Source organism: Prosthecobacter fluviatilis (assembly GCF_055388355.1).
In genome coordinates, this window is the sequence record NZ_AP043782.1 from 4,841,698 (window position 1) to 4,867,897 (window position 26,200).

At 61.2% G+C, this 26,200-nt stretch carries 21 protein-coding genes; 13 read left to right on the forward strand and 8 right to left on the reverse strand.

Annotation, left to right across the window (positions count from 1 at the left end):
• Positions 1-7: 7 nt before the first annotated feature.
• Positions 8-706: an outer membrane lipoprotein-sorting protein gene (locus ACZ5WW_RS18945; protein ID WP_377168870.1), complete on the reverse strand. Its 699-nt coding sequence runs from the start codon at positions 704-706 to the stop codon at positions 8-10.
• A gap of 54 nt (positions 707-760) precedes the next feature.
• Between ACZ5WW_RS18945 and ACZ5WW_RS18950 the strand changes: the two genes are divergently transcribed.
• The 6 genes from ACZ5WW_RS18950 to ACZ5WW_RS18975 all read left to right on the forward strand — a co-directional run bounded on the left by ACZ5WW_RS18950 (position 761) and on the right by ACZ5WW_RS18975 (position 7,928).
• Positions 761-2,245, forward strand: coding sequence for a glycosyltransferase family 39 protein (locus tag ACZ5WW_RS18950; RefSeq protein WP_377168872.1), 1,485 nt, complete (start codon positions 761-763; stop codon positions 2,243-2,245).
• 18 nt (positions 2,246-2,263) lie between these two features.
• Complete coding sequence (locus ACZ5WW_RS18955) at positions 2,264-2,980, forward strand: glycosyltransferase family 2 protein (protein ID WP_377168874.1); 717 nt, start codon at positions 2,264-2,266, stop codon at positions 2,978-2,980.
• A 60-nt stretch (positions 2,981-3,040) separates the two neighbouring features.
• Positions 3,041-4,015 (forward strand): hypothetical protein, encoded by a 975-nt coding sequence (locus tag ACZ5WW_RS18960; RefSeq protein WP_377168876.1) that lies wholly within the window; start codon positions 3,041-3,043, stop codon positions 4,013-4,015.
• A 15-nt stretch (positions 4,016-4,030) separates the two neighbouring features.
• On the forward strand, positions 4,031-4,348 hold the full coding sequence (locus tag ACZ5WW_RS18965; RefSeq protein ID WP_377168878.1) for a hypothetical protein: 318 nt from the start codon (positions 4,031-4,033) through the stop codon (positions 4,346-4,348).
• 75 nt (positions 4,349-4,423) lie between these two features.
• A complete protein-coding gene (locus ACZ5WW_RS18970) occupies positions 4,424-5,512 on the forward strand; it encodes a sugar phosphate isomerase/epimerase family protein (protein ID WP_377168881.1) in 1,089 nt (362 codons plus the stop codon).
• A gap of 262 nt (positions 5,513-5,774) precedes the next feature.
• On the forward strand, positions 5,775-7,928 hold the full coding sequence (locus ACZ5WW_RS18975) for a RecQ family ATP-dependent DNA helicase (RefSeq protein ID WP_377168883.1): 2,154 nt from the start codon (positions 5,775-5,777) through the stop codon (positions 7,926-7,928).
• Between the two features lie 8 nt (positions 7,929-7,936).
• On the opposite strand, the gene ACZ5WW_RS18980 is transcribed toward ACZ5WW_RS18975, so the two are convergent.
• From ACZ5WW_RS18980 to ACZ5WW_RS18990, 3 genes are read right to left on the reverse strand one after another with little or no spacing between them, the layout of a single operon-like run.
• Positions 7,937-8,386, reverse strand: a complete 450-nt coding sequence (locus ACZ5WW_RS18980) for a hypothetical protein (RefSeq protein ID WP_377168885.1) — start codon at positions 8,384-8,386, stop codon at positions 7,937-7,939.
• Positions 8,387-8,428: 42 nt separating this feature from the next.
• Positions 8,429-10,114, reverse strand: a complete 1,686-nt coding sequence (locus tag ACZ5WW_RS18985; protein ID WP_377168887.1) for a tetratricopeptide repeat protein — start codon at positions 10,112-10,114, stop codon at positions 8,429-8,431.
• A gap of 24 nt (positions 10,115-10,138) precedes the next feature.
• Positions 10,139-12,850, reverse strand: a complete 2,712-nt coding sequence (locus ACZ5WW_RS18990; protein ID WP_377168889.1) for a hypothetical protein — start codon at positions 12,848-12,850, stop codon at positions 10,139-10,141.
• A 160-nt stretch (positions 12,851-13,010) separates the two neighbouring features.
• On the opposite strand from ACZ5WW_RS18990, the gene ACZ5WW_RS18995 reads away from it, so the two are divergent.
• Positions 13,011-13,373 (forward strand): cupin domain-containing protein, encoded by a 363-nt coding sequence (locus ACZ5WW_RS18995; RefSeq protein WP_377168891.1) that lies wholly within the window; start codon positions 13,011-13,013, stop codon positions 13,371-13,373.
• A 589-nt stretch (positions 13,374-13,962) separates the two neighbouring features.
• Here ACZ5WW_RS18995 and ACZ5WW_RS19000 read toward each other — a convergent pair.
• Positions 13,963-17,034 (reverse strand): PSD1 and planctomycete cytochrome C domain-containing protein, encoded by a 3,072-nt coding sequence (locus ACZ5WW_RS19000; RefSeq protein ID WP_377168893.1) that lies wholly within the window; start codon positions 17,032-17,034, stop codon positions 13,963-13,965.
• Between the two features lie 41 nt (positions 17,035-17,075).
• Positions 17,076-18,026, reverse strand: coding sequence for a phosphatidate cytidylyltransferase (locus tag ACZ5WW_RS19005; protein WP_377168895.1), 951 nt, complete (start codon positions 18,024-18,026; stop codon positions 17,076-17,078).
• A gap of 105 nt (positions 18,027-18,131) precedes the next feature.
• Here ACZ5WW_RS19005 and ACZ5WW_RS19010 point away from each other — a divergent pair, with 105 nt between their 5' ends.
• From ACZ5WW_RS19010 to ACZ5WW_RS19020, 3 genes are all read left to right on the forward strand, one after another.
• On the forward strand, positions 18,132-18,995 hold the full coding sequence (locus tag ACZ5WW_RS19010; RefSeq protein WP_377168897.1) for an alpha/beta hydrolase: 864 nt from the start codon (positions 18,132-18,134) through the stop codon (positions 18,993-18,995).
• Positions 18,996-19,123: 128 nt separating this feature from the next.
• Entirely contained in the window at positions 19,124-19,723 is a 600-nt protein-coding gene (gene pgsA / locus ACZ5WW_RS19015) for a CDP-diacylglycerol--glycerol-3-phosphate 3-phosphatidyltransferase (protein WP_377168899.1), read from the forward strand.
• A gap of 24 nt (positions 19,724-19,747) precedes the next feature.
• Positions 19,748-20,209 carry a RidA family protein gene (locus ACZ5WW_RS19020; RefSeq protein WP_377168900.1) on the forward strand — a complete coding sequence of 154 codons (462 nt, stop codon included), beginning with the start codon at positions 19,748-19,750 and terminating at the stop codon, positions 20,207-20,209.
• A 34-nt stretch (positions 20,210-20,243) separates the two neighbouring features.
• On the opposite strand, the gene ACZ5WW_RS19025 is transcribed toward ACZ5WW_RS19020, so the two are convergent.
• Complete coding sequence (locus ACZ5WW_RS19025; RefSeq protein WP_377168902.1) at positions 20,244-20,705, reverse strand: hypothetical protein; 462 nt, start codon at positions 20,703-20,705, stop codon at positions 20,244-20,246.
• A 143-nt stretch (positions 20,706-20,848) separates the two neighbouring features.
• The gene (locus ACZ5WW_RS19030) at positions 20,849-21,631 is read right to left on the reverse strand and encodes a DUF3313 family protein (RefSeq protein ID WP_377168904.1); all 783 of its coding nucleotides are present in this window, start codon (positions 21,629-21,631) and stop codon (positions 20,849-20,851) included.
• A 178-nt stretch (positions 21,632-21,809) separates the two neighbouring features.
• Here ACZ5WW_RS19030 and rseP point away from each other — a divergent pair, with 178 nt between their 5' ends.
• The 3 genes from rseP to ACZ5WW_RS19045 all read left to right on the forward strand — a co-directional run bounded on the left by rseP (position 21,810) and on the right by ACZ5WW_RS19045 (position 26,185).
• Entirely contained in the window at positions 21,810-23,324 is a 1,515-nt protein-coding gene (gene rseP / locus ACZ5WW_RS19035; RefSeq protein WP_377168906.1) for an RIP metalloprotease RseP, read from the forward strand.
• A gap of 12 nt (positions 23,325-23,336) precedes the next feature.
• On the forward strand, positions 23,337-24,506 hold the full coding sequence (locus ACZ5WW_RS19040; protein WP_377168908.1) for a glycosyltransferase family 4 protein: 1,170 nt from the start codon (positions 23,337-23,339) through the stop codon (positions 24,504-24,506).
• A 77-nt stretch (positions 24,507-24,583) separates the two neighbouring features.
• Positions 24,584-26,185, forward strand: a complete 1,602-nt coding sequence (locus ACZ5WW_RS19045; RefSeq protein WP_377168910.1) for a serine/threonine-protein kinase — start codon at positions 24,584-24,586, stop codon at positions 26,183-26,185.
• Positions 26,186-26,200 lie beyond the last annotated feature (15 nt).

A 26,200-nucleotide genomic window follows, 5' to 3' on the forward strand; every position in this document is an offset into this window, starting at 1 on the left:
CGTCGCGTCAGTTGTTTTTCACCGGGTCTTCCAGTGTCATGTAGGTGCGGCCGATGACGGAATCGTCGGCGGGATTGATGGTTTCAATCCGCAGTTCCTTGAGCGTGGTGGCGCCTTCCACCTTCTGAACTTTCGTGACCTGGTAGCGTTTCACGATTTTGCTGTTGCGGTCCCAGGCGGCCATTTTGGCGGCGCCGCCGCTGCCCTGATGGACCCAGAGGTCAACGGCATGGTAAGGGCCGTCTTTGCTCGGGTTGGTCACGCGGACGCGCCAGCACTTCTGGCCGCTGACGCGGTCGTCGCCCATGAGCTGAGGGCGGGGCCAGTAGAGGAAGCCGAGGGAGAGGTCCTCGTAGTTGAACTCCATGCCGCGCACCTTGTTGCCATGCTGACTGGTGGGCACGACGGAGGAGCCGCCCTGGCGCACCTGGTAAAGGGTGGCGGGAGAGGTGTTCATGTCGAGGTGGACGATCTCAGGCGGCGGATTTTTGAAGAGGAAGCGCATGACGCGGTCCTGCATGGTGAGCGTCATGGGTTCGACGCGGCCGGTGGCATCGTCGCGGAGCTGGCCATTCATTTTGTAGTTTTGCAGGGCGTAGCTGTTCTGCACGATGCGAATGATCTCCTCGGCTGTCTTGGGCTGGGCCTCTTCGGCACGCAGGACGGGGGCCAGCAGCAGCAGCGGTAGCAGGTAAAGGTGTTTCATAAGGGTGGGAGGTTGGTGACGACGCTTTGACATGCGCACGGCGTACTCTATTCAATGCGCCCAACCATCATGCCGCGCCAGCGCTTTCTCATAGCCGCCCTGGGCCTGCTCACGCTCTGGCGCTGGGCGCTGCTGCCGACGCTGGAACTCGCGCCGGACGAGGCGCTGGCGGTTTTTCGGGCCAAGCATGGCGAATGGCTGAGTTTTTCCGAGATCGGGCCGCTGGTGCCGTTGTTTGCCAGGCTGGGCATGGCTATTGGCGGTGCGGGGGAGTTTGGAGTGAGGTTTTTCGCGCCGCTGCTGGCGCTGGCGGCGGTTTTGCTGGTGTGGAAGCTGGCGAGAGAGCTGTTTGATGAGCAGATTGCGGGCTGGGCGGTGGTGATCGTGAATGTGCTGCCCGGTTTCAATCTAGCCGCGGTGACACTGACGCCGGCGACATGTGCCTGCGTGCTCGTGCCTGCGGCGGCACTGTGTGTGCGCCGTGTGCTGCGGCAGGCAGAGTGCCAGCGTGCATGGTGGTGGGCGACAGGCTGTGTGGCAGGGGTGGGGCTGGCGCAACCGCCGGCCTCGGCCATGATGGCGGCGGTGTGCTGCGTCTTTGCGCTGCCTGAGCCGCTGCGGCAGCACCTGCGGGGGCCTGGTTTCAGAAAGATCATGGCGGTGTGGACGACGGTGGTGCTGTGCTGGCTGGGCTGGCAGGGAGGGCATGGCTGGCCGAGCTTTGCCGCCTGGCAGTGGCTGCCGGAGTGGCGGCTGATTCCGAATGCAGTGCGCTGGATGGTGCTCGCCTCCCCGCTGCTGCTCGTGCTTTTTGTGCTGGCGGTACGTGCGGGGGTGGCCGGCGGCATGCTGCAATCCCACCGCAGCCTGCCGCTGGCAATGCTGCTGCCGCTGGCGGTGGCGGACTTTTTTTACGGCCCGAATGAGTGCTGGCCGGACACGGGCGGCGTGGTGTGGATGCTGTTTGGGGCGATGCTTCTCGCGCATCGCAGCACTGTTGCCCGTGCGGCGGTGATCGAGCAAAAGATCAGCCTGCGAACAGTCACTCTGATGTTTGCGGCGCTGCAGAGCGCCTTTCTGCTGCAAACGGACCTGCCGCGCACTCTGGGGCTGCGCTGGCCTTTTGCGCATAAAACCGGCCCGGTGACGGACTGGGCGAGGACATTGAGCGCGGACCCGTCCGGGAGTGTGCGTGGCTGGCGTGAGAGTGCCAAGGTGGTCTCTGCCGTGCTGGAGCAGGCAGGCGGGACGGGGAAGTGGTTTGTCATTGCGGATGGGTGGCCGCTGGTGGCCGAACTCGACCACTACCTGGGCCAGGCGGAAAAGGTGCAGTCTGCGCTGAGCGATCTGAGCTCCTTTGCAGGTCGCAGTGCGCTTTTTGTCACGGAAGAGCGAAGCGCGAAGGGGGTGCCTGAGCTGCTGAGAAAACGCTTCCAGCGCACGGAACTGCTGTCGGTTGTGCGGGTCATGCATGCCGGGAATGAGGTGCGCTGGCTCAAAATCTTCGCTTGCCACGATTATCGTCCGCCCGACTTTTGACGCCCTTTTCGCCCGCCCATGCCCTCGTCTCCCGCCATCTCCGTCGTCGTGCCCCTTTATAACGAGGAGGATAATGTCGTGGAGATGCAGCAGCAGATCGACAAGGCGCTGAGCGGGCATGATTATGAGCTGGTGCTGGTGGATGACGGCTCGAAGGACCAGACGCTGGCACGGGTGCAGCGTGGGGAGAGGGTGCGGGTGATTGTGTTTGAGAAAAACAGCGGGCAGAGCGCAGCGATGCACGCGGGCATTCACTCTGCGCTGGGGGATGTGATCGTGACTCTGGACGGCGACCTGCAGAACGACCCGGCGGACATTCCGGCGATGATCGCGAAGCTGGACGAGGCGCCGGGGTACGACCTCGTCTGCGGCTACCGGGCCAAGCGCAAGGACACGACGTTCAAAAGGCTGCAGAGCCGGATCGCCAACTTTGTGAGGTCGCGCTTTGTGGGAGACCATGTGAGGGACACGGGCTGCACATTGAAGGTCATGCGACGCGACTGCCGGGAGGCGCTGCTGCTTTTCAATGGGATGCACCGCTTCATCCCAGCCCTGATCCGGAACATGGGCTGGCGGGTGACGGAAATGCCGGTGAACCACCGTCCGCGCATCCATGGGGTGAGCAAGTATGGCTTTGGCAACCGCGCGCTGCGGGCGACGATGGACATGTTTGGCGTGCGCTGGTTGAACAGCCGGCGCACGCGCTATGTCATTCGTGAGGACCGGCGTGGCTGATGCGTTTCTGTTGTTGACGAGACAACCGCTTCGCAGCCATGCTGTGACACAGCACCAAGGATGAACCTACGCGAACAACTGCGACAACTGCTGCCCGAAATCCTGCCGCATGATCCTGCGGACTCGATCAAGGGCACCGAACTCATCCGCCTGGTGCGTCTGCGCCTGGGTGACGGCTACAGCGACGCGACGCTGCGCTACCATTTTTCCATTCTGAGCTACGACCCGACCTCACCCATCGCGAAGGTGGACCAGGGCCAGGGGTACTACCAGCGGCAGAAGAAAACGCTCTCCGGCAGCAACGGCGTGACGCGGCAGGGGCTGTTCGACAGTGAGCTGGGGGAGAGCGACCAGTGCTGGTCGCGCTACCTGAGGATGGTGGCGATCTATGAGAGGCTGTGCCTGCAGCGCTCGCGCTACCCTTTCCTGCTGAACCGCAACAGCAGCGGGACGCCGAGCATGGAGGGTGAGTGGGACATCCCTGATCTGGTGGTGGCTGACTGGGACCTGGACACGGGCAGTGATGATGCGCCGCGATTTGATGCGGCGATGCTGGACCTACGCCGCCACCTCGGAGGACCCGTAGTGGGTCTGGCCGGGGTGCAGCTCAAGCTCAGCGTGGCGCCGGACACCTTCAGCGCCGACTTTTTTCAGGCGCTGAGCGCCACACGCTGGACGCTGCAAAGCGAGATCGTGATCGCAGAAGGTCTGAATGACGAGGCGCTGGTGGATGCGCTGCGCAGCCTGGGGCATCAATTTGGTGTGGGGATCTGCAGCCTGGGCATCCCGCTGACGGTGCTGGATGACCTGCCCTCGGCCAAGGAACTGCGGGCGATGAACGCAGCGGAGTTTGAAGCGGTGCACAACCTGCTGCGCATCCAGAAGATCACGCTGCCGACCTCGCGGCAAACCATCGACTGGCCGGCGCTGAACACGCTGCGCAAGAAGCATGAGTCCGTGGCGGATCTGGTGAGGTGGCTCTCCGAGTGCCTGGCAAAGCGGCAGCCTGAGTGGGTGGGCGGTGTGGTGAGGTGAGAGCCAGACACGGCCATGCATCACGCCAAGGAAGAACTGCTTAACGTTCTCAAAGAGACGAGGGAGCTGATGGTGCTTCCAGAAAACGACTTTGTCTGGTCAGGATGGGATGGCATCGCAGAGGCGTTGGAAGAGTTTGATGCTTTGGTGGCAGATGTGGAATCAGGCCGCCGCTGCGATCTCATGAGGCTTTCCGTTTTATATGCCCCCACGGGTTCCATTCAAGAAGTCAGCATCAGCAGTGGCTGGGGGCGGGAATTCTGTGATGTGGCGGCACGATTTGATGCGGCTTTGGCAGCTTATCGGCAGGATGTCCAAATTGGAATGAGGTAATCGCTGTTTCTGCAGGGAGATTGCTGTGCAAATGAGGGAAATGATTTCATTTTCGAAGACGTTTCCTGAAGCTCCATGACCCGACGCGCCTTTCTCACCTCTGCAGCCGCCGCATTAGCAGCTGCGCTGCCTTCGTCGGCTGCTTTGCAGGGAAAGAAGATGGGCATCGTGATCCACTCGTACTGGAAGCGCTGGCAGGGGAAGTATTCGAACATCAAATACCCGCCGTTTGAGCATGCGCTGGATGTGCTGGATCATGTGCGTGATTTCGGCGTGGGGTCGCTGCAGACGCTGGTGGGCGGGTGGACGAGTGAGTTTGCGGGGAAGGTGCGCGCGACCTGTGAGTCGTACAGCATGAATCTGGAAGGGAGCATCACGCTGCCGAAGAATGAAAGCGATGTGGGGCGGTTTGAGCAGGAGGTGCGCACGGCCAAGGAGGCGGGGGCGGTGATTTTTCGCTCTGCGACTGGTGGCAGGCGCTATGAGCTGTTTTCCAGCCTGGAGGATTTCAAGCACTGGAAGGAGGGGGCGTTTAAGTCGATGCAGCTCGCGGAGCCGGTGGCCAAACGGCATAAGGTGAAGATTGGGATTGAGAATCACAAGGACTTCCATGCGGCAGAACTGGCGGAGATGCTGGGGCGGCTGAGCAGCCCGCACATGGGTGCGTGTGTGGATACGGGAAACAGCATCGCATTGCTGGAGGACCCGATGACGGTGGTGGAGACGCTGGCGCCGTTTGCGGTTACCACGCATATCAAGGACATGGCGGTGCAGGAGACGGCGACGGGCTTTCTGCTGGCCGAAGTGCCGCTGGGAGAGGGGATTCTGGATCTGCCGCGCATGTTTGCGCTGTTTGAGAAATACAACCCGCAGGTGAACTACCTCCTGGAGATGATCACGCGTGATCCGCTGGACATTCCGTGCCTGAAGCCAGCCTACTGGGCCACCTTTCCTGAGAAGCCCGGCACGGAGCTGGCGCGGACGCTGACGATGGTGCGAGAGCGCAAAGCGGAGAAGATGCCGAAGACGACGGGACTGAGCCTGGAAGCGGCGCTGGAGTTTGAGGAGACCAACATTGTGAAATGCCTGCGGCAGGCGGGGGAGAAGTATGGATTTACGCCTTCGCTGAAAGCGAAGGATGCGAAGAAGAAGGACGAGCATTGAGTGGCGGCTCAGGTCGCAGGCTGGGGGGGATGTCGAGAGCCTGTCGATGCTTCCACGCATTCTTCGACAAACCGCCCGGCTGCGAGGTGGCTCGTACGCCGTGGTGTTTGCCGTGCGCTGATGGACGGGCGGGCTGTCGCCACATCCATCCTACGAGCTGGCATGATGCGCCGTGCCGGAAGCGCTCTGCCTGGAAGCGTGGTCTTTGATATTTTTGCGTCTTCTTGCGGCCATTCCTCATCGCATCCAAGGTGAGCAGTCCGTGTCCGAACTTCTTCCAACTGCCGCCTCCACTCCCATTCACGACGCCAAGATGGCGTTGCAGAAGTATTTTGGCTTTCGTGAGTTTCTGGACGGCCAGGAAACAGTGATGGCGAGCATCCTGAGCGGGCGGGACACGATGGTGATCATGCCTACAGGGGGTGGCAAATCGCTGTGCTACCAGCTTCCGGCGATGGTGATGGACGGGGTGACGGTGGTGGTGAGTCCGCTGATCGCGCTGATGAAGGACCAGGTGGATGCGCTGGAGAGGCGTGGGATACCGGCGACGCTGATCAACAGCTCGCTTTCGCTGGGAGAGCAGCAGGAGCGGATCAATGCGCTGCGTCAGGGAGAGTACAAGCTGGTGTATGTGGCGCCGGAGAGGTTTCGAAGCCGTGCGTTTACGAATGCGCTGCGGCAGGTGCAGATCGGGCTGTTTGCAGTGGACGAGGCGCACTGCCTTTCGCAGTGGGGGCATGATTTCCGCCCTGACTACATGCGGCTGGGAGAGGCGCTGGCGCAGCTGGACCGGCCGCAGGTGGTAGCCTTGACTGCGACAGCGACGCCGGAGGTGCGGGGGGATATTTTGCAGACGCTGGCGCTGCGGGATCCGTTTGTGACGATCCGCGGATTTGAGCGGCCAAACCTGAGCCTGAACATCGCACATACGAAGTCGAACGCGGACAAGTATGAACGGCTGAGGAAGATCATCACGCAGTTCAAAACGGGGATTGTGTACTGCTCCACGCGCAAGCGTGTGGAGGAGGTGGGCGAGGAGCTGAGGTCATGGAAGCTGAAGGTGATCGAGTACCATGGCGGGCTGGATGACAAGGAGCGCGAGTCGAGGCAGACGAAGTTCATCACGAAGAAGGCGGATGTGGCCGTGGCGACGAATGCTTTTGGCATGGGCATCGACCGCTCTGATGTGCGGTTTGTGGTGCACTTTGATGTGCCGGGCAGCGTGGAGGCCTACTACCAGGAAGCAGGCCGTGCGGGGCGTGATGGCGAGCCTTCGCAGTGCGATCTGTTTTTTAATTTTGCCGACACGAAGACGCAGGAGTTTTTCATTGATGGCAACAATCCGAGCGTGGACATCATCCGCAGCGTGTACCAGGCGCTGCTGAACGCGGCGGACTCGAATCACGAGGTGCAGGCGTCGATTGATGAGATCACGGAGCGCGCTGGTGCGAAAAACAGCATGGCGATTGGCTCGGCGCTGAGCTACCTGGCCCGCAACGACTACATCGAGCGTTTTGACATTCCCGGCAAACGCATCCGTGGCACGCGGCTGCTGCAGCCGAATGTGCTGACGCGGGATCTGCAGTTTGACACGGAGGCCCTGCGCGAAAAGGACCGGCGCGACCGCTCGAAGCTCAAGGCCATGGTGGAGCTCTGCTACGACGACAAGGCCTGCCGGCAGGAGCAGATTTTGCGCTACTTTGGCGAGAGCGAGAGCACGCCCTGCGGGACCTGCGATGTGTGCCGTGCCGAGGGCGTGCAGCCTCCGCGCGAGGGCGGGGCGGACGAAGTCACGATGCTGAGGCAGGCGCTGAGCGGCATCGCGCGAATGTCCGTGAGGCTGCCGGATGGCACCTGGGAGGGGCGCTTTGGGAAAGGGCGGATCATCCAGATGCTGGTGGGCAGCAAGTCCAAGGAGATCGTGGACGCGGGGCATGACCAGCTCACGACGTATGGGCTGCTGAAGGATGTGGGCACGCATGCGCTGCACCCGCTGTTTGCTGAAATCGAGAAGCTCGGGCTCATCGAGACGAGCAGCGGAGAGTACCCGAAAGTCACGCTGACCTCACGCGGAGCGGAGGTGATGAAGAAGGGGCTGAATGTGAAGATGCGCTGGCCTTCGATGCAAGCACCGGTGACGAAGCCGAAGGGCAAGACGGCGATGAACGAGGAGCTGGCGGCACGCGAGCTGGGATTTGACGATGCGCTGTTTGAGAAGCTCAAGCACCACCGCACCGCCGTGGCGGAGGCCGAAGGAGTGCCGCCGTACATCATTTTCAGCAATCAGACGCTGGAGTTTATGACGCGGCTCAAGCCCAAGACGACCGAGGCGGGGCTGAAGATCCGCGGTGTGGGTGAGAAGAAGGCGAAGGAGTACCTGCCGGAATTCATCCAGATCATCAAGAAGCACGGCTGAGCCGGGACTCAATACCTCTGCGCCGGCCGCTTCAGGATGCGTGCTCTTTGAATGATGTCAGACGGATGCTCCGGGGTGCCGCGGTCCATGAAGTTTTCGATGCTCCAAGAGGCGTCGAGAATGGAGCGCACCTGGCTGCCGATGGTGGGTGCGGGGCTGAGATAGTCGTCGATGCCTGCGACGGCTTTGTACACGACGGACATTTCGACCACGAAGAGGTCGTCCAGGCGGTAGAACTCACTGCCGGTGAGCAGGCCGGAGCCGGTCTGGCCTGTAGGGGCGGCAGGTGAGGCGGGGCGCAGGGTTTTGTAGAGGCGTGCGCGGCTGACGGGAAATTCGAGGCTGTGCAAACGGCGCTCATAGTACTGAAGGCGGCCGTGCTCATCGCGTGGCAGCATGCTGCAGCCTGCGCTGGCGAGGAGGAGCCAAAGAAGCAGGAATGCGTGACGGCGGTTCATGGGACCAAGGTGCCGACAGCGCGCCGCGAATCAACCGCACTCTCACTCAGACTTTGCCGCAGTGCTGAAGTGTGTCGCTTCGACGGTGCCAGGGATGGCGGTGAGGAACCGGTGAAAACCGGTTCCGGCAGGGAGTCTGGAGGCAGCCTCTGAAAGCGCTTCATGGGCGGCCGCGGCATCGGGGTGCTGCAGGGTGGTGGTGGCAAGGGCGAGGACATCGCGCGCGGAGGGATGGGCCGATGAGGCGACGAGGAGCTGCTGTGCGCGATGTGCTGCGGGAACGTCATCCAACTGGACAGCGAGTGCGGCGATATGCCTCAGCGTGGGCTCATCGAGCTGGCCGACGGGAATGGACTGAAGGGTGTCGAGCGCCTGACGGGGCTGTGCTGCGGAGACCTGGCATGCGGCGAGCTGCCTCATGGCAGTGACATCGCCTGGAAAGCGTTTGAGAAAGCCCTGCCAAAGCATGGTGGAGGCGGCTTCTCCACGGAGGGCCATGTCGATCTGTGCGAGCATGCGCCAGCCTTCGCGGTCATCGGCCGAGGACTGGAGATGGGCGGTGAGGAAGGCGCGTGCGGCAGCCGGGGCATCGCCCTCTGCAAGGGCTTGCGCCAGCTGATGGGGGGGGAAGCGGTGCTGCAGGCTGGCGAGCACCGCGGCGAGCTCCCTGCCACGCCCGAGCTGAGCGACGAGTGCATGCAAGCGGGCCAGCACGTGGGTCTCGCCAAGGGCGGCGAGGCGGAAGAAAAACTCGCAGGCGATGCTGCTCTGATGGTTGAGATCGGCGATGCAGGCACCTTCTGCCAGCCAGTGGCGATAACCGGCGTCAACGGATGGTTTTGCAGCGAGGTCTTTCAGAGAGAGCTGATGGTCCGGCGAGGCGCGCAGCTGGCGCTCGATCCATGGCATCAGTTCGGCGGACTCTCCTGCGGCCCGTGTGGCAAGGAGAGCGCGCTGCATGAGGCGAGCGGGGATGGCGGCTCCGGCTTTCAAGGCACGGAGAGATTCGAGCGTGACACGGCTGGCCTCGGCATAACGGGAGCCTTCGAGCAGGAGGGAGATCTGAAGGTCGAGGGCGGCTTCGCGCTGAGCTGCATCCAGGCGTGAGGGAGTCTCGCTGAGCCAGTCCTTGACGACACGAAGGGCTGCGGCCGGGCGCCGGGCGGCGCGTGCCGCTTCGATGAGAGCGAGCGCATGCTGCCATGTGGCGGAAGGGAATGCGCAGACACGCTCATGGATTTCGATGGCCAGGGTGCGTTCGCCCGCTGCCGCGGCCTGAGAGGCGAGCAGTTCGAGCGCCTCGATCTTGTGGGGCTCTGAGATGCGATCGCCAGAAGCGGAGAGGAGAAGGCGGCTGTCCTCGATGAGCGGAGCATCTGCGCGGGTGAGCTCAACAAAGACAAGTGCGGTGTTGAGCGGGGATGGCGTGTTGAGAGGGCCCTCGCGTACGGTGAGCTGGCGCAGCCGCTGCTCGGGGGCCGCCTTCAGCCAGGCGTGAAGCGCTTCGACCTGATGGTCAGGAAGCAGTGCAAGCTGAAGCACCGCAGGCTGCTGGAGGTGAGCGGGGGCGCGGGCCAGGCTGGAGGCGATGGCTGTGCGTGTGTCTGCCAGCAGAGGATTGACCCCTGAGGGGGCCGGATCATCCGCATGCAGGCGCCAGCCCCAGGCGGCGGCGAGCAAAGCGTAGGCGGCAATGAGACTGAAAGCCTGACGGGGACTGAGACGCATGAGAACTGGGGAATGCGGGGGTGATCAGCGCATGGCCGCGTGTGCGGCAGGCGGCAGGGACTGGAGAGAGACGGTGGAACGGCAGGCGACTTCGAGGCGGACGAAGCCCTGTGAATCTGCATGTGCGGTGTAGGGGCGGCCATTTTCGAGGTAGGCGCACTGTCCGCGAGGCTCAAAACCACCCAGGACGATCTCCACGGGGCGGAGGTCACGCACCTGGAAGGTGGCGCGGCCCGGTGTCAGCTCAAAGAAGGAGACGGCGGTGCTGCACTCCGCGAGGTGAATGTGCTGAGCAGGCCTGTCTTTGGTGAGCACAAGCTCGGTGCGGGCGCGGCCCATGGTGTGGATGTAGAGCTGGCCCTGATGCACATTGTAGCCTGAAACCCCCTGGCAGCGCGCCATGTCTGGCAGGCCGGCGGTCACGGGCAGCCTCAGGGTGCGGCATTCGCCTTTGTTGAGGATGATCCAATGATCTGGCGCGGCCCGGAGAATGCGGGTGTGCTGTGCGTCGCGAACGCTGGCTGCATAAGCCGCCGCAGTCATGGCGTGCAGGGGCTGCTCTGAGCATGCGGCGAAGGTTTTTTCGAGCGAGGCAAGGCCTGCGGCGGTGCGCACATCCGCAAAGCTGCAGCGAATGGCGAGCGGTTCCAGGCGAGGGGGATTGCGGGAGCCGGAGGGGCTGGAGATGGGGTCAAAGCCAGAGTGCGCCGGGAGGCTCTCGACTTTCATGGTGCGGCAGTAGCGCAAAGCTTCCGGGGAGGGGGCTGCTTTGGCGGGCCAGAGCATGAGGCTGACCTCCTTGCCAAGGGGCAGCAGGCGGCGGTGGATGTAACTCATGGAGCCGGCGATTTCGCGCTCCATGTCATGGCGTGCGGAGCTGGCGCGCTCATTGAGCGTGCTGGAGATGGCGATGCCGGGGGTCCACTGGGAAGGGCGGGAAAAGGAGTTCGAAGCGGCCTGGACCTGAAGCATTTCAAACATGCTGCGGGCCACGTGCTCCAGCCGTTCTGCTTCGCCGGGCTTCTGACCGGGCAGCCAGGCGCGCAACTCGGCCTCGCAAACTGAAACGGTGATGGGCAGCAGGCTGCGGCCGATGATGCGGTCACGCATGACTTCGGCGCAGAGGGGAAAGCCGGGCAGTGTGGAAGGGGTGGAAAAGCCGGTGCTTTCGATGTGGCTGTAAAACACCTGGCGTCCGGTGCGGGTGGTGGTGTCCGGGACCGGAAGGCTGCGGTCTGTGCCAAGCCATTGGGTGAGGAATGCGGGAAGATCGAGCTGCGCAGTGGCGGCCTGGGCAGCCGGGTCCACCCAGGCTCCGCCCCAGCTGGAGAGGAAGGCCTGGTCAAAACGATGAGCTGTACCCATGGCATCCTGGCCATGGAGACCGAGAACGATGTGTGCGTCTGCAGGGGCTTCAAGATCGAGAAAGCCGAGCGTGTGTGAAGTGATCCTGGAGTTCACGCGCAGCAGGGCGGAGTCCATGGCAACGACGTTTGTTTTGACGAGGCGGGCCGCAGGGCGGGCGCTGCCGCCGAGGCCGAGATGCTGCATGGCAAGCTGGCGTGCTGTGTCGTCCGTCCAAGGCATGCCGGTGAGGAGCAGCGGGATCCTGCGGACACGCAGCGAAGGCAGCCAGGCGGCGAGCGTGCGTTGCTGATCGGGACTGAGCACCAGGCCGGAGTCGAGAATGACGGCGGCGAAATTGTGATCTGCGGGCAGAAAGGAGGCGCCGCTTGCCTGGCGAAAATCGAGCTCGCAGCCGAGCCATTCGAGCGACTGGCGCATGAGGCGAGAGGTGAGGGTGGATGCCACAGGCGGCGACTTTTCGCCGACGTGTTTTTCATCCCAGCCATGCAGCACGAGGACGCGGCGGGAGGCTTCCTCCCAAGGACCCAGGTTGACGCCGGTGAGCGCCGTGGTGGTGACGAAAGGAAGGACCCCGAAGCTGGTGAGGCGCTGAGCGGCTTCAAGGCAGGCGGCGCGGTCGTCTGCCGAGGCGTACTCTACAGCGAAGACACGCATGCCCTGCATCTGCACTGTGCGGATGAGGCGTGTGAGACGCTGAGCCTCTGCAAGAGGCGTCCAGTCTGCGGCGCCGTTTCTGCCTTCGCGGGTGTAAACGCCGAGGGCCAGAAACCCGCTGGCGAGGTGCACGGCCTCCACGCCGAGTGCGAGACGGAGGTCGAGCAGGAGGTGCTTGTCGGGATAGCGGAGGCGCAGGGTGGCGGCGAGCGAAAGGATGGCGCTGCGGGCTGCGGGAGTGGCTGCTTCAGAGCCGAGGCTGAGGACGAAGCCGTCGAAGCCTTTTTTTGCTGCGGGATCGGCAAGTGCTTCGACCACCCAGGAGACCCACTGGGGGGCTGCAGGATCGACAATGCGGGTTTGCTGGTCGGAGGCAGAGGGCTTTGAGGCCACCTGGCGCTCCAGGCACTTCATCGCGGCGTGAGATCCGTTGCGGAAGTGGGCCACATCCAGCAGTGCATAGTAATGATTCCCCAGGGCATGGCCGGGCTCCATGTCGAGCTCTGCCTGCGGGTTCAAAACGGAGAGGTCGAAGGCGGCGAGGGAACGAGGATCTGGGCGCTGAGACTGATCAACAAACAGGCTGCGATAAGCCGGCAGATCCATCGCCACGGCTGAGATGCTCGTCAGTCCCAAAAAGCCGAGAACGCGGAGTTTCGACAGCAGGCGATTCAAGGAGCGCGTGAACTGTGAAGTGAGTGATGCGGGGTGCATGACAAAGGCGTTGGGCTTTCAGAACTGCGAACGCCGTCATGATAGAGTTTCAATAATTAGAAGCAATGCGTGAGGCACTGGCTTACAAACAACTTACCCGCCTTACACAATCCAAAAATCAGTCGCCAAACAGAGCGTCGCGGGAATCATGACGAGCATCATGAACCGTTCTCCTATCCGCAGTTTTGCCGAGGGTATTTTGATCGACCAGCCGTGGGGGAAGCTCACCTGGCTGGCATCGAGGGAAATGGGCAACTCCACCACGATGACCCTTGGGCATGTGATCATCCCGGCGGACCAGACGAACCCGAGGCACCGCCACCCGAACTGCGATGAAATCCTGCACCTGCTCAAGGGCAGGCTGGAGCACAGCCTGGGGGATCAAAAGTTTGTGCTGAATGCGGGGGACACGATCTCGATTCCGGCGGGGCAGTGGCACAATGCGAGGGCGCTGGATGGCGTGGATGCGGAGATGATGATCTGCTTTTCTTCAGCAGATCGAGAGACGGAGTTTGAGGGGTGATACCATGAACCGTGGTAAATGGGCGCTATCTCGCTTCGGAGACCCGAAGGTTTGTGGAGGTGCGGACAGTGGGGATCGCAGAGTGTTGAGGGATCGTGACAACCCGTCTCCTCCAGAAGACCTGCGTGAGGCATCCTGCTTTTCCCGTGGAGCTGGGTGTAAAACAGACCCGTTTTCTACCAGGCATGCTATGACTCAGTCGGGGGCATCAAACAGGCCATAAGTTTTCATGTCCTTGGATGTATCACCTCCAATATTCCAGCGGCAGTATTTTGTGATCTGAAAACCACATGTGTCGAGAACGGCCCGGATACGACTGCCTCGAAAGGCACTGAAAGTCACCAGCGCATGCTGATTTCCATTTTTGATCACCACTTTGAGAGTGGGCAGAGGCCATTGGTAAAACCGCAGCTCGATGACTTGAGTCGGCGTGAATGCCAGTCTTGCTCCCACAGCCTGGATCTCAATCCTGCCGGGACTCCAATGAAGTTTACCAAGCGGCCAGCTGCTTCGGGTCTGTCTATTCGGCGTCCAAATCTCAGCCGAACCTCTCCAAGATGATGGGCATTCCAAGGGGGCCATGGTTGTTTCACCCCTTGGTCACCACTTCGTCGAGGTTGAGGACGAGATTGGCGACCATGGTCCAGGCGGCGAGTTCGGCGGGGTTGAGCTTTTCGTCGGGCTTGGATTCGCCGTAGGTGATGGCCTTTTTGGCTTCCTCGGGCTTGGCAGTGTAGGCGGCGAGTTCCTTTTGGAAGGACTGGAGGATGAGTTCGGCCTCCTGGGCGCTGGGGTAGCGGCCGGTGGCGGTACGGAAGAGGGCGGTGATGCGGGCGTCGGTGCCGGTGTTTGCCTGCATGACGTGCTGGGCGAAGTTGCGCGCGGCCTCGAAGAACTGGATGTCGTTCATGAGGGTGAGGGCCTGGAGCGGGGTGTTGCTGCGCTCGCGGCGCAGGCAGTAGCTCTCGCGGTTTGGGGCGTCGAAGGAGGTCATGTTGGGCGGCGGGGCGGTGCGCTTCCAGAAGGTGTAGAGGCTGCGGCGGTAGAGGGATTCGCCGTGGTCCTGGATGTAGTTGCGGGTGTTGCTGCCGCCGAAGCCGACGGGCTCCCAGATGTTTTCGGGCTGATAGGGTTTGACGCCTTTGCCGCCAATTTTGGGGCTGAGCAGACCAGAAACGAACAAGGCCTGGTCACGCACGGCTTCGGCATCGAGACGGAAGCGAGGGCCGCGGGCGAGGAGGCGGTTCTCCGGGTCCTTTTGCAGCGCGAGATCGGGGCACCGGGCATCCTGCTTGTATGTGTGGGAGGTGACGAGCAGGGTGACGAAGGCTTTCATGTCCCAGCCGTTTTCGCGGAAGGTGACGGCGAGCCAGTCGAGCAGTTCGGGATGGCTGGGGGGCTCTCCCTGGGAGCCGAAGTCGTTGCTGGTCTTGACAAGGCCGGTGCCGAAGAACTGCTGCCAGAGACGGTTTACCTGGACGCGAGCGGTGAGGGGATGCTGAGGGCTGACGAGCCATTTGGCGAGATCGAGCCGTGTGTAGTCGGCCTGTGCGGGGAGAGGTGGGAAAATGGCCGGAGTGCCACGGGTGACCTTGTCTTTCGGCTTGTCATACTGACCGCGATCCATGACGAAGCTCTCACGCTTTTCCGGCAGGTCTGCCATGATGAAGGTGGCGGGGATGACATCATCCAAGGTCTTTTTCTGTGACTCGAGAGCGAGCTTTTCGGCGCGTGCGCCTTCGACCAGACTGCGAGCCCCCTGATATTCATTTTCGAACCACCACTCCTTGAGCCGTGTGGCGTCTTTCTCAGACCACTCGGCAGGTTTTTTGCCGCGCACGAGTGTCTGCAGGTCGTTGGGGAGTTCGGCGACACGCTTGCCCTGGTTTTTTTCGATCCACTTGCTCCAGGACCACTGGGGGTCTTTGGCGGGATCGACGCGTGAGGTCATGGCGAGGCGGTCCCAGTAAACGGTGCCGCCGAACTGGGTGAAGGCGTAGCCGGTCACCTTGATGCCGGGCTTGAGGCCCAGGCGCTCTGCCGGCACTTCGAGCTTCACCCATTCGCCTGCTTTGGGAAGCTCACCCATCTGCACTTTTTCAGGGGTGCGAACCTGCCCGAAGGGGATGGCCCCCTCCTGGCCCCAGACAGCGCGGTGATTCCAGCCGGCGGTGTGGAACTGGAGCATGATGGCCTTGGGCGGATTGGCGGGGTCGATGTAGCACTGGACGCTGATCTTGCCGTTGGGCGGAATTTCATACTTGGCGCCATTGGCGAAGAAGTCCTGAGCGACACCGGTGGCGGTTCGTTTGAGAGCTGCATTGCCGCTGAAGACAGGGCCCTTGTCCTTGGTGATGAGCTGCGTGGGCTCACCTGAAAAATCGGCTTTCACGGGGAAGGCATCTTCAAACCAGACGAGTTCGCTGGTCTGAATTGGAGGAGCGGGAGTCTGAGTGGCGGGGTCGGTATAGTTGATAGTTTGGATGGCGGCGCGAATCTTCGTCTGAGCCGCGGCGATGTTTTGATCCAGCTCAGCGAGCTGCTTTTTCTGCTCGGCGGTGCTCAGACGCAGGATGGGTGGGGTGAGGAGGATGTTGCCATCCATGGCGGGATCTGCGGCGCTGTTGAAGAAGGCGTAGAGAGAATAAAACTCCTTTTGTGAGATGGGGTCGAACTTGTGGTCATGGCAGACGGCGCAGCCAGCAGTGAGGCCCATCCAGACGGCGACGGTGGAGTCCGCACGGTCCACAGCGTAGCGGAAGATGAACTCTTCATTGATGCTGCCGCCTTCGCTGGTGGTGACGTTGCAGCGGTTGAAGCCGGAGGCGATCTGCTGGTCCACGGTGGCGTTCGGGAGGAGGTCTCCGGCGAGCTGCCAGATGGTGAACTGGTCGTAGGGGAGGTTTTGGTTGAAAGCGCGCACGACCCAGTCGCGGTAGGGCCACATGCTGCGTTCGTTGTCGAGGTGCAGGCCATGGGTGTCTGCGTAACGGGCGGCATCGAGCCAGTAGCGGCCCATGTGCTCTCCGTAGCGTTCGGATTTGAGCAGGCGGGAGACAACCTTCTCATAGGCGTCAGGGGAGGTGTCTGCGAGAAAGGCGTCGATCTCCGCGGGCGTGGGTGGCAGGCCTGTGAGATCGAGGGTGACGCGGCGGATGAGTGTTTCCTTGTTTGCTTCGGGGGAAGGAGAAAGGCCTTCCTTGCTGAGCCGTGACTGGATGAATGCGTCGATGCCGTTTCGGACCGGGCCTTTGACCGATGGGGGGGCTGTTTTGACGGGGGCTTCGAAAGACCAGTGTTTCTTGTATTCGGCGCCCTCCTTGATCCAGCGCTGGAGAATTTCCGCCTGGGCTGGTGTGATGTGCTTGTTGGACTCGGGAGGAGGCATCACCTCGTTCTGATCCTTGGTGAGGATGCGCTGAATGATGGAGCTGGCCTCGGGGCTGCCGGGCTTGATGGGGAACACGCCATCGATGGCCTTGAAGGCGACTTCCGGGACATCGAGCCGGAGGTCGGCCTTGCGCTTCTTGGCGTCAAAGCCGTGGCAGGCAAAGCAGTTGTCACTGAGGATGGGCCGGATGTCGCGGTTGAAGTCGAGCTTCGTCGCCGCAGAGGCGGTAGCGGTCAGGAGGGAGGCTGCGATGAAGGCGCGGAGGAGCATGGTCTTGGAGTACGAAGCTCATCCCGCCAGGCTTTCCGTCTTCAGCGGCCAAAGAAATAGCAGGTGGCGTGGAAAAAAACGGGGGCGGCGAAGGCGAGGGAGTCCAGGCGGTCCATGAAACCGCCATGGCCTGCAATGGCGCCGCCCCAGTCCTTCACGCCGCGATCACGCTTGATGGCAGACATCACGAGTCCGCCGAAAAAGCCCATGGTCACGACCAGAGCGGCCATGGCTGCGGCCTGCAGCGGAGAGAACGGGGTGGCCCACCAAAGGGAGGCGCCGAGTGCGGTGGTGGTGAGGCCGCCGCCGATGAAGCCCTCCCAGGTTTTGCCGGGGCTCACGGTGGGAGCGATCTTGCGCCTGCCGCAGGTCTTGCCCCAGACGTACTGCATCACGTCGCTCATCTCGACGACGGTGATGAACCAGAAGAGCAGCTTGGCGCGCTGCTGGGGCCAGCTGGGCAGATCCATCCAGAGGATCGCAGGTGCGTAGCTGATGCAGTAAACACAGATCATGAGCCCCCACTGAATTTTGGAGGTGCGTTCGAGGAAGTTTTCACAGTCACCGGCCAGTGCCGAGCGCATGGGGACAAACAGGAAGGCATAGACCGGGATCAGGATAAGGAACATGAGGTACCAATTGGTCGCCAGAAAGCAGTAATGCAGCGGTGTGATGATGAAGAAGACCCAGAAGAGGGTGCGGTGGTCGGCGGGTCTGGTGGGGGTGAGGGTGATGAACTCACGCAATGCCATGAAGGAACTGAAGAAAAACATCAGGGCCGTGCCGACCGGCCCGACAGCGAGCGCCGCGGCAAAGACGGCCACCATGCCCCACCAAGCCCGGGTGCGCGCGTTCAGGTTTGCGACGGTGGTTTTGGCGGCCTCGGATGTCGCACGTTTAGCCAGAACCCAGCCGATGAGCGAAGCGACGACGAGCAATGCGAGAGTGCCGCCAAGAAGCCAGGACAGAGCCGGGTCAGAGAGGATTTTCATACCAGATGAGGGAGAGGAACGGTCGTTTCGCTTCTTTTGCAAACTGGATTAGGTCATCGCCGTTGTAGGCCACGGATCGTCCTCTTCACATTTTCCTGCTCCAACATGAAGCTCTGCATCATCGGTTTTCTCATTGCCCTGCTCCCGGCGCTGCCCGCTGCCGAACCGACCACGCGCATTTACAAAAAGGTGGGTGAACGTGAGCTCAAGCTCACCGTGGTCAATCCGCCGGACTGGAAGGCGACGGATCAGCGGCCGGCGATGGTTTTTTTCCACGGCGGCGGATGGGTGGGCGGCGGGCCGACTCAGTTCACGCAGCACAGCGAGTATCTGGCGACGCGTGGGATGGTGTGTGTGCAGGTGGAGTATCGTCTGATCAAGAAGGGGGACGCGGGGCCGCCGATTGACTGCGTGCATGATGCGAAGTCGGCGATGCGGTGGGTGCGCGGGCATGCGGAGGAGCTGGGCATTGATCCGAATCGGATCGGTGCCGGAGGTGGCAGCGCGGGCGGGCATCTTGCGGCGTTTGTGGGCATGGTGGAGGGGCTGGATGATCCGCAGGACGATGTGAAGATTTCGCCGAGGGCAAACGCGCTGGCCCTGTTCAATCCCGTTTTTGACAACGGGCCGGACCAGGGCTGGGGATACAGCCGGGTGGGGGAGCGCTACAAGGAGTACTCGCCGGCGCACAACATCAGCGCCGATGACCCTCCGGCGATCGTGTTTCTGGGCACGCAGGACAAGCTGATTCCGGTGGCGGTGGTGGAGCGTTTCAAGGCAAACATGGAAAAGGCAGGCGTGCGCTGTGAGGCGATCTTTTATGAGGGGCAGGGGCATGGTTTCTTCAATCCCGGCAAGGGTGGCAAGATGCAGTTTTACTACGAGACTTTGCTGGCCACGGACAAGTTCCTGGTCTCGCTGGGGTGGCTGAAAGGAGAGCCCACACTGGCCAAGCCTCCGGAGATGTGATTTTGACCGCCCTGGCATGAGTGTGAAACGGGAGGCCGCTGCATCCATGCGCGAGCAAAGTGCTTTCGTTGCAGGACCGTCATTGACAGGGGGGGGATTCCATCGCTAGACAGAGAACTCCAACCTGTATGAATCTGCCGAACAAACTCACCCTCTCACGCCTGATCCTGACGGCGGTGTTTGTGGTGTGTTTTTACATCCCGTGGTCGAACACGGTTTCGCTGGCGCTGATCATCTTCGGCATTGCCTCGGCCACAGACTATTTTGACGGGCAGATCGCGCGTGCGCGCGGGATCGTGACCAACTTCGGCAAGCTGTTTGATCCGCTGGCGGACAAGATCCTCATTGCCGCAGCTTTTGTGCTGCTGTCCTCGGACAAGGGCATTCCAGAAGCAGCGCGGATGCCTGCGTGGATCACGATTGTGATCCTGGCGCGTGAGTTTTTTGTGACCGGGATACGGCTGGTGGCGGCGGGGCAGGGGGCGGTGCTTTCCGCGGAAAAACTGGGGAAGCACAAGATGCTGTGGCAGATTTTGACGGTGATCTATTTCATGATGCGCCGCGCATCTGAGGAGCCGATCTTTGGCTTCACACACCCTGCGTTTACGGCGAATCTGGAAGTGGAGCGTGTGGTGGCTTCAGCCTTGGTCTATTTCACGACATTGCTGACGCTGGTCTCCGGATTTAGCTACTTTTGGAAGAATCGGCATTTGTTTGACGATGCCTAAAGCTTTCCCACCCAACCTGATGCTATGAACGCAGAACAACAGCTTGCCGCCCTCGGTCTCACACTTCCTCCAGCACCACCACGCGGGGGGGTGTACAAACCCGTCGTGATTGTCGGGAACATTGCCTATGTGTCCGGTCACGGGCCCTACCTGGGAGAGGGCGAGTACCTCATTGGCCGTGTGGGCATGGATCTCGATCTCGAAGCGGGCAAGGCGGCAGCAAAGCAGACAGGCCTGGCCTTGCTGGCCACCCTGAAAAGCGAGCTGGGCAGCCTGGACCGTGTGAAGCGCGTGGTGAAACTGCTCGGCATGGTCAACTGCACGGCGGACTTTGGTGATCATCCGAAGGTCATCAACGGCTGCAGCGAGCTTTTTGGCGAAATCTGGGGCGAGGAGTGCGGCATCGGGGCACGCAGCGCCGTGGGCATGGGCTCGCTGCCGGGGAACATCGCCGTTGAGATTGAGGGTATCTTTGAGCTGCACTGAGCCCCGGGAGACCAGCGCCTGCCGGCAGCCAGACTCAGAACCAGCATGATCCGAGGCCCAGACCGGTGCCCCAGCTAAAGGGCTGCCCAAAGCCGTAGCCACCGCCCCATGGACGGTTGGTCCTGCTGCAGATGGACGAAGGGCTGCGGCTGTAGTACGGGCTGCTGAAAATGCTGTTCGAGTAATAGGGGTGCAGCTGGTAGGAAGCAGGATAGCGAGCTGGGTAGCTGCCAGCGCCTGCATACCAAGGGCGGATGGAGTAGCTGCGCGTCCCTGTGTGAGCACCGCGGATCACATAGTAATAGTGGTCACGGTTGGAGCCAAGGGTGCTGGCTGCGAGATCTCCCAGCGGGCCACGGCCTATGGCGGGGTAGGGGGTGAAGGTGCCGCGATACGGGCCTGAGCTATTGTAGGCGCAGGGATACTGGCAGGCAGTGAGGGTCAGTGAAAGACCGGCGAGCAGAATCACCAGAGATTGAAGAAGCGGCTTTTTCATGGCGAAGGAGTGCAGGCTTGAATAGCGCACCAAATCCGTCCCACAGGCAACGCCTAAACCTCAGCGCCTCTCGGGTATAATTTCGCCCGGATGGAGTGGTTCTGAATTTTATGGACAAGCCGCCCTGAAAAACTTCAGCAAACTTAGAATTCCATGAGCTGGATGGGCATGCTGTCTCTCACCTTTTTGTCCGGAGGTGTGCTCATGAGCTTTTCAAACTGCGATGCCCATTCGCGAATGGCAAACTTTGCCTGGCCGGTGGGAGTCAGCTCATTGGGAAAGAAGAGGAGCACCGCCATTCGGGTCTCTTCCTTGTCAGCAAACTCGAAGACGGATTTGCCGGTCTTTGGCTCGGTCAAAACTCCTTGAATGGCGATGGCAGGGCGTGCCGATTTTCCGACGATACTGCCGACGGGAGTGAACGGCACCGGGATCGCCATGTCCAGCGCCTCCCGCACGACCAGTCCCGAGTAGGTATTTGGCTCCCACTCAATGATCGAGAGCTTCAATGTCATGGCGTCTTTGGAGGGCGCGTCGACAACGGTGTAGCGAGATTTTTTGTTCGACTTGAAAGCCTTGACGAATCTATCATGCGTATAGCGCACCAAGTCCTTCACCTTGGAATCACGCCGCTCCTTGCTGAACTCCATGAGCGCAAATTTTTGAGTCGAAGCCCGCAGCTCATCAGAAACCACGGGGGCGATGTAGATCGACTTCACCTTCTCGGCAGCCGCCAGAACTTTCTTGTCGGTACTCCACCAGTTGCCAAGAAAAGGGGAGCGTTTGCGGTCTTCCTTGAGTTCCTTGGCATGAGGCAGAAAAGCCGTGGGCTTGACGTCAACGGCCACCACCACGCTTTTGGCACTACGGCAGGAGATCATCATCCAGGGGATGAGCAGGAAAAGGGTGGCACGGGTCAGTATCATGGAACTGTAGGGGGATACGTTTGAGAGAGGCGAATGGCAAATCTTTCATGCTTTAGGCTCAACACAAACTTCCCCGCAGCATTTGCACCAGTCATGGGGGGGTGTTAGCTTTCCGGCCCAGTCATGCAGTGCGCCGGCAATTCCGCCGCGCTCCGCCTGATCTCTTCCTTCCAATTTTATGGCATGGCTTTCCTCTCTCGGTTCCTTCGGTGAAATCCTCCGGTTCATCATCCTCATTTTGGAGGTGGTCCTCGTGTTCAACCTCATGATTGTGGTGCATGAATGGGGCCACTTTCTTGCGGCGCGCTGGCGTGGTCTTAAGGTGGAAAAATTCTACATCTGGTTTGGCAAGCCGCTCTGGAAGAAGACGATCAATGGAGTCGAGTACGGGCTTGGCAGCATACCGGCGGGCGGCTTTGTGGCCCTGCCGCAAATGGCTCCTATGGGAGGACTCGAAGGGGAGACGAGCCAGGAGGTGCTGCCGCCGATCACGCCGCTGGACAAGGCCATCGTGGCTTTTGCAGGTCCGCTGTTCAGCTTCATGCTGGCATGTGTGTTTGCGGTGGCGGTCTGGAAAGTGGGCAAGCCGGAGAGTGAATCCCACGCCACATCTGTCGTGGGCTATGTCCTCAAAGACAGTCCGGCGTACAAAGCGGGCCTGCAGTCCGGAGACAAAATCCTCAGCGTTGATGGTGCGCCAGTGAAACGTTTTGAAGGGCTGGTGGACAGCGTGCGCTGGGGTGTGGTGGCGAGCGAAGGCGAGACGATTGCGATTGAAGTGGAACGTCCTGGAACGGGGGGGATGAAATTCAACGTGGATCCGAAGGCCTGGCCCAAGAGCGAGAAAAAGGAGGAGCCGGTCTCCTGGTGGCGCGCGATTTTCAAAAGGCCTGAGCTGCGTTCCATCGGCCTCGAAGGCCAGATGACGCCCATGGTGGCGGGAGTGGCCAAAAACAGCCCTGCAGATGAGGCGGGCATTCTGGCCAACGACATGGTGCTGAGCGTGGATGGCAAGACACTGCGCAGCATGGGGCAGCTGAGTGACTACATCAAAGCCAACCCTGGCAAGACGATTGTGCTGGGCGTCGAGCGTGCTGGCAAGGCCCTCCAGGTCTCCGTGCTGCCGCGGATTCCGGACAAAAACAATCTCAAGGAGGTCACGGAAGATCACCAGGAATACCCGATGGTCGGCATCACCTGGGATACGGAAGGGAGACGCGTCCCCCGGCACATCAGCCCCTGGGAGCAGATCAGCGATGCTGTGAGGCACATGGGCAATCTGGTTTCCAAGCTGCTGTCTCCCAAGTCTGACCTGAGCCCGGCGCACATGAGCGGCCCGGTCGGTGTGGGGCGCCTGTATTACAAGCTATTTGAGCACCCGGACGGCTGGCGCCTGGTGCTGTGGTTCAGCGTGGTCTTCAACATCAACCTGGCCATCCTGAACATGATGCCTTTCCCGGTGCTGGATGGCGGGCACATCACCATGGCGATCGCGGAGGCGATCCGCCGCAAGCCGCCGCAGGGGAGGATTCTTGAATACGTGCAAACCGCCTGCGCTCTGATGCTCTTCGGCTTCATCATCTTTGTCACCCTCAAGGACACCGGGGACATTTTTGGAGGCGGTGGCAAAGAGGGCAAGGTGCTGAAGATTGAGTGGCTTTCCAAAGAACAACGCGCCGCCGGGGGCGCGTGATTTCCGCCGCTTATGCGCGTCCTGATCCTCGTCGAGAACCTTCCTGTTCCCTTCGACCGGCGCGTCTGGCAGGAGGCCTGCGCGCTGCGTGATGCAGGGCATGAGGTGACTGTGGTGTGCCCGCAGATGCGAGGGTACACACAGCCGGAGGAGGTGCTGGAAGGCATCCAGATCTACCGGCACTGGATCAGCGGGGAAGCGGGATCACTGGGCGGCTTCATAGCTGAATACGTTTCGGCGCTTTGGGGGGAGCTCAGGTGTGCTCTCAAGGCCTGGAGACGTGGGGGCTTTGATGTTATTCACCTGTGCAATCCGCCTGATCTGCTGTTCCTGATCGCGCTGCCGTTCAAGCTGCTCGGCGGGGTGAAGGTCATTTTTGATGTGCATGACCTCTGGCCGGAGATGTTTGAGGCGAAGTTTGGCAGGCGTGGACTGATGTACTGGGCGGTGCGCATCGCGGAGCGGTGCACGCTGGCGCTGGCGGATGTGGTGATCGCCACCAACCAGAGTGTGCTGAGCGCGGTCAAGCGGCGTGGCAGGCTGCGCGATGAGCGCGCATTCGTGGTGCGTACGGCGCCGAGCCGCATGAACACCGCCGCGGAGCCGGATGAATCGTTGCGTGCCGGAAAAAAACACCTCGTTGGTTACATCGGAGTCATGGGCAGCGCAGATGGCGTGGACTATCTGGTGAAGGCCGCCGACCACATCGTCAAAAACCGTGGGCGCAGAGATGTGCAGTTTCTGCTCATGGGCTCCGGGCCTGAGCATGCCGAACTGGTCGCTTTGCGTGACCGGCTGGGTCTGCAGGACCACATCAGCATGCCAGGGAGGGTCAGTGACGAGCATCTGTGCCGCGCCTTGCGCACGATGGATCTTGGCGTCGCCTGCGACCCGATCAACGCCTACAATGACCACTGCACCATGAACAAGGTGCTGGAATACATGGCCTTCTCCAGGCCGATGGTGATGTTTGGAACCGTGGAGGGCCGCTATTCAGCCGGAGACAGCGCGGTGTATGTCATGGAAAACTCCGCGGAGCAGCTGGGGGATGCCATCCTGGAGCTGCTGGACGACGAGCCCCGCCGCCAAGCCTTGGGAGCTGCGGGGAATGCGCGACTGACACGCGAGCTGAACTGGGGACGAAGCGTGGAGGAGCTGCTGGCGGCCTATCAGAGCGCCTAAAGGCCTTTCTAGTGAATATTTTGCCCGGTGAAGCCTAGGGTCTTGCCAAAACGCCTCCGCGTTCTTAAATCTGGAGCATGCAACAGGCGAATGACCACGGGGGGGAAGCCGTTCATTTCGAACCCTTCATCCCGCCATCAACCGAAGAACTGGATGCGTTGATTCCCAGCTACAAGTTCGTCCAGTTTATCGAACGCGGGGGCATGGGCGCCGTTTACAAGGCGGTGCAGAAAAGCCTGAACCGCATAGTGGCGGTGAAACTGCTCCCCCTGGTGAACCGGAACAAGGAGAGCTTTGCGGAGCGCTTCAAGCGGGAGGCACATGCGCTTGCGCAGCTGAATCATCCGCACATCGTCGCTGTGCATGACTTTGGCGAGACAGCCGACGGCCAGATGTACTATGTGATGGAGTTCGTGGCCGGAATGGATCTGCAGCATCTGCTCAGGAGAGATCCGCCGGAGCCCAAGCAAATCCTCAAAATCATCACCCAGGTGTGTGAAGCGCTGCAGTTTGCCCATGAGCAGGGGATTGTGCATCGAGACATCAAGCCGGCGAACATCCTCGTCGATGAGCGAGGCAATGTGAAGGTGGCTGACTTTGGGCTGGCGAAGGTCGTGGGGCCGCAGTCTGTCGATTACACTGCCACAGGCATGACGATCGGGACGCCGGACTACATCGCGCCTGAAGCGCTGGATCAGACCAAGAACATCGATCACCGTGCCGACATCTACTCCCTGGGGGTGATGATTTACGAGCTTTTCACGGGGCATGTGCCCAAGGGAGTGTGGGAGCCGCCGTCGATTCGTTCTGGTGCGGACAAGGGCATCGACGCCGTGGTGAGCAAGGCGATGCAAAACAACCCCGAGAAGCGCTACCAGCATGTGCGGGACATGACCCAGGTGCTGGAAAAGCTTTTCAAGAACAGCGACAACTGGAAGAATTTCCGGCGTCCCTCCAGAAGTGATCTGGCCGGTACCGCAGGAGCGGCGGTGAGAATACCGACAGGTGCGGATACGATCCGGATGCCGCAGCGGGGGCAGCCGAAACGCCGGCTGGTCTGGGGAGCAGCCGCAGCGATGGTGCTGGCCGGAGCGGCTGGCATGGTGTGGCAGGGAGGCTGGCGCAATGACGGGCAGAGCCGTGAAACGACTGCAGGTTCATCGGGGGAACCAAGCCGTGAGGTCGCAAGTACGGTTGCACCTGAACAGATGAGGCTGGCGGAATGGGTTCTTGCACATGAAGGCTTTTTGAATGTGAAGACCGCATCCAGCCAAGAAGAGCTGATGGGAGGACGGTTTGACATTCAGAACGCGGTGGAAATACCGAGTGAGCCTTTCACCGTCTGGCGGGTGTCGCTGAGCACGGTGCCGATCAAGCTGGAAGAGGATTTGAAGGTGCTGACGCAGCTGGCGCTTGAGGCGGGGACGGTCACCAATCTCTGCCTGCGTGGAATGGAGGTTCCGGTTTCGGCGCTGGCCTATCTCACCTCCCTGCCGACCCTCAAGAACCTTGATTTATCCTCGACCTCTCTGGTGACAGACGACTCGATCCAACACCTGGTCGCGTGCAGGTCTCTGCGTGCGCTGCGGATCAGCAAGAACCGCCTGGCTGCAGGGGACACGATGATGGAAAAACTGGGTGTCATGCTGCCTCAGTGCAAGATCATAAGCTCCGATTAATTCTGCCCCCCATAA

What these genes read in the sequence shown, in the direction of transcription:
- ACZ5WW_RS18945 (WP_377168870.1), bottom strand. Translation starts at nt 706, where the DNA reads ATGAAACACCTTTACCTGCTACCGCTGCTGCTGCTGGCCCCCGTCCTG.
- ACZ5WW_RS18950 (WP_377168872.1), top strand. Translation starts at nt 761, where the DNA reads ATGCGCCCAACCATCATGCCGCGCCAGCGCTTTCTCATAGCCGCCCTG.
- ACZ5WW_RS18955 (WP_377168874.1), top strand. Translation starts at nt 2,264, where the DNA reads ATGCCCTCGTCTCCCGCCATCTCCGTCGTCGTGCCCCTTTATAACGAG.
- ACZ5WW_RS18960 (WP_377168876.1), top strand. Translation starts at nt 3,041, where the DNA reads ATGAACCTACGCGAACAACTGCGACAACTGCTGCCCGAAATCCTGCCG.
- ACZ5WW_RS18965 (WP_377168878.1), top strand. Translation starts at nt 4,031, where the DNA reads ATGCATCACGCCAAGGAAGAACTGCTTAACGTTCTCAAAGAGACGAGG.
- ACZ5WW_RS18970 (WP_377168881.1), top strand. Translation starts at nt 4,424, where the DNA reads ATGACCCGACGCGCCTTTCTCACCTCTGCAGCCGCCGCATTAGCAGCT.
- ACZ5WW_RS18980 (WP_377168885.1), bottom strand. Translation starts at nt 8,386, where the DNA reads ATGAACCGCCGTCACGCATTCCTGCTTCTTTGGCTCCTCCTCGCCAGC.
- ACZ5WW_RS18985 (WP_377168887.1), bottom strand. Translation starts at nt 10,114, where the DNA reads ATGCGTCTCAGTCCCCGTCAGGCTTTCAGTCTCATTGCCGCCTACGCT.
- ACZ5WW_RS18990 (WP_377168889.1), bottom strand. Translation starts at nt 12,850, where the DNA reads ATGCACCCCGCATCACTCACTTCACAGTTCACGCGCTCCTTGAATCGC.
- ACZ5WW_RS18995 (WP_377168891.1), top strand. Translation starts at nt 13,011, where the DNA reads ATGAACCGTTCTCCTATCCGCAGTTTTGCCGAGGGTATTTTGATCGAC.
- ACZ5WW_RS19000 (WP_377168893.1), bottom strand. Translation starts at nt 17,034, where the DNA reads ATGCTCCTCCGCGCCTTCATCGCAGCCTCCCTCCTGACCGCTACCGCC.
- ACZ5WW_RS19005 (WP_377168895.1), bottom strand. Translation starts at nt 18,026, where the DNA reads ATGAAAATCCTCTCTGACCCGGCTCTGTCCTGGCTTCTTGGCGGCACT.
- ACZ5WW_RS19010 (WP_377168897.1), top strand. Translation starts at nt 18,132, where the DNA reads ATGAAGCTCTGCATCATCGGTTTTCTCATTGCCCTGCTCCCGGCGCTG.
- pgsA (WP_377168899.1), top strand. Translation starts at nt 19,124, where the DNA reads ATGAATCTGCCGAACAAACTCACCCTCTCACGCCTGATCCTGACGGCG.
- ACZ5WW_RS19020 (WP_377168900.1), top strand. Translation starts at nt 19,748, where the DNA reads ATGAACGCAGAACAACAGCTTGCCGCCCTCGGTCTCACACTTCCTCCA.
- ACZ5WW_RS19025 (WP_377168902.1), bottom strand. Translation starts at nt 20,705, where the DNA reads ATGAAAAAGCCGCTTCTTCAATCTCTGGTGATTCTGCTCGCCGGTCTT.
- ACZ5WW_RS19030 (WP_377168904.1), bottom strand. Translation starts at nt 21,631, where the DNA reads ATGATACTGACCCGTGCCACCCTTTTCCTGCTCATCCCCTGGATGATG.
- rseP (WP_377168906.1), top strand. Translation starts at nt 21,810, where the DNA reads ATGGCATGGCTTTCCTCTCTCGGTTCCTTCGGTGAAATCCTCCGGTTC.
- ACZ5WW_RS19040 (WP_377168908.1), top strand. Translation starts at nt 23,337, where the DNA reads ATGCGCGTCCTGATCCTCGTCGAGAACCTTCCTGTTCCCTTCGACCGG.
- ACZ5WW_RS19045 (WP_377168910.1), top strand. Translation starts at nt 24,584, where the DNA reads ATGCAACAGGCGAATGACCACGGGGGGGAAGCCGTTCATTTCGAACCC.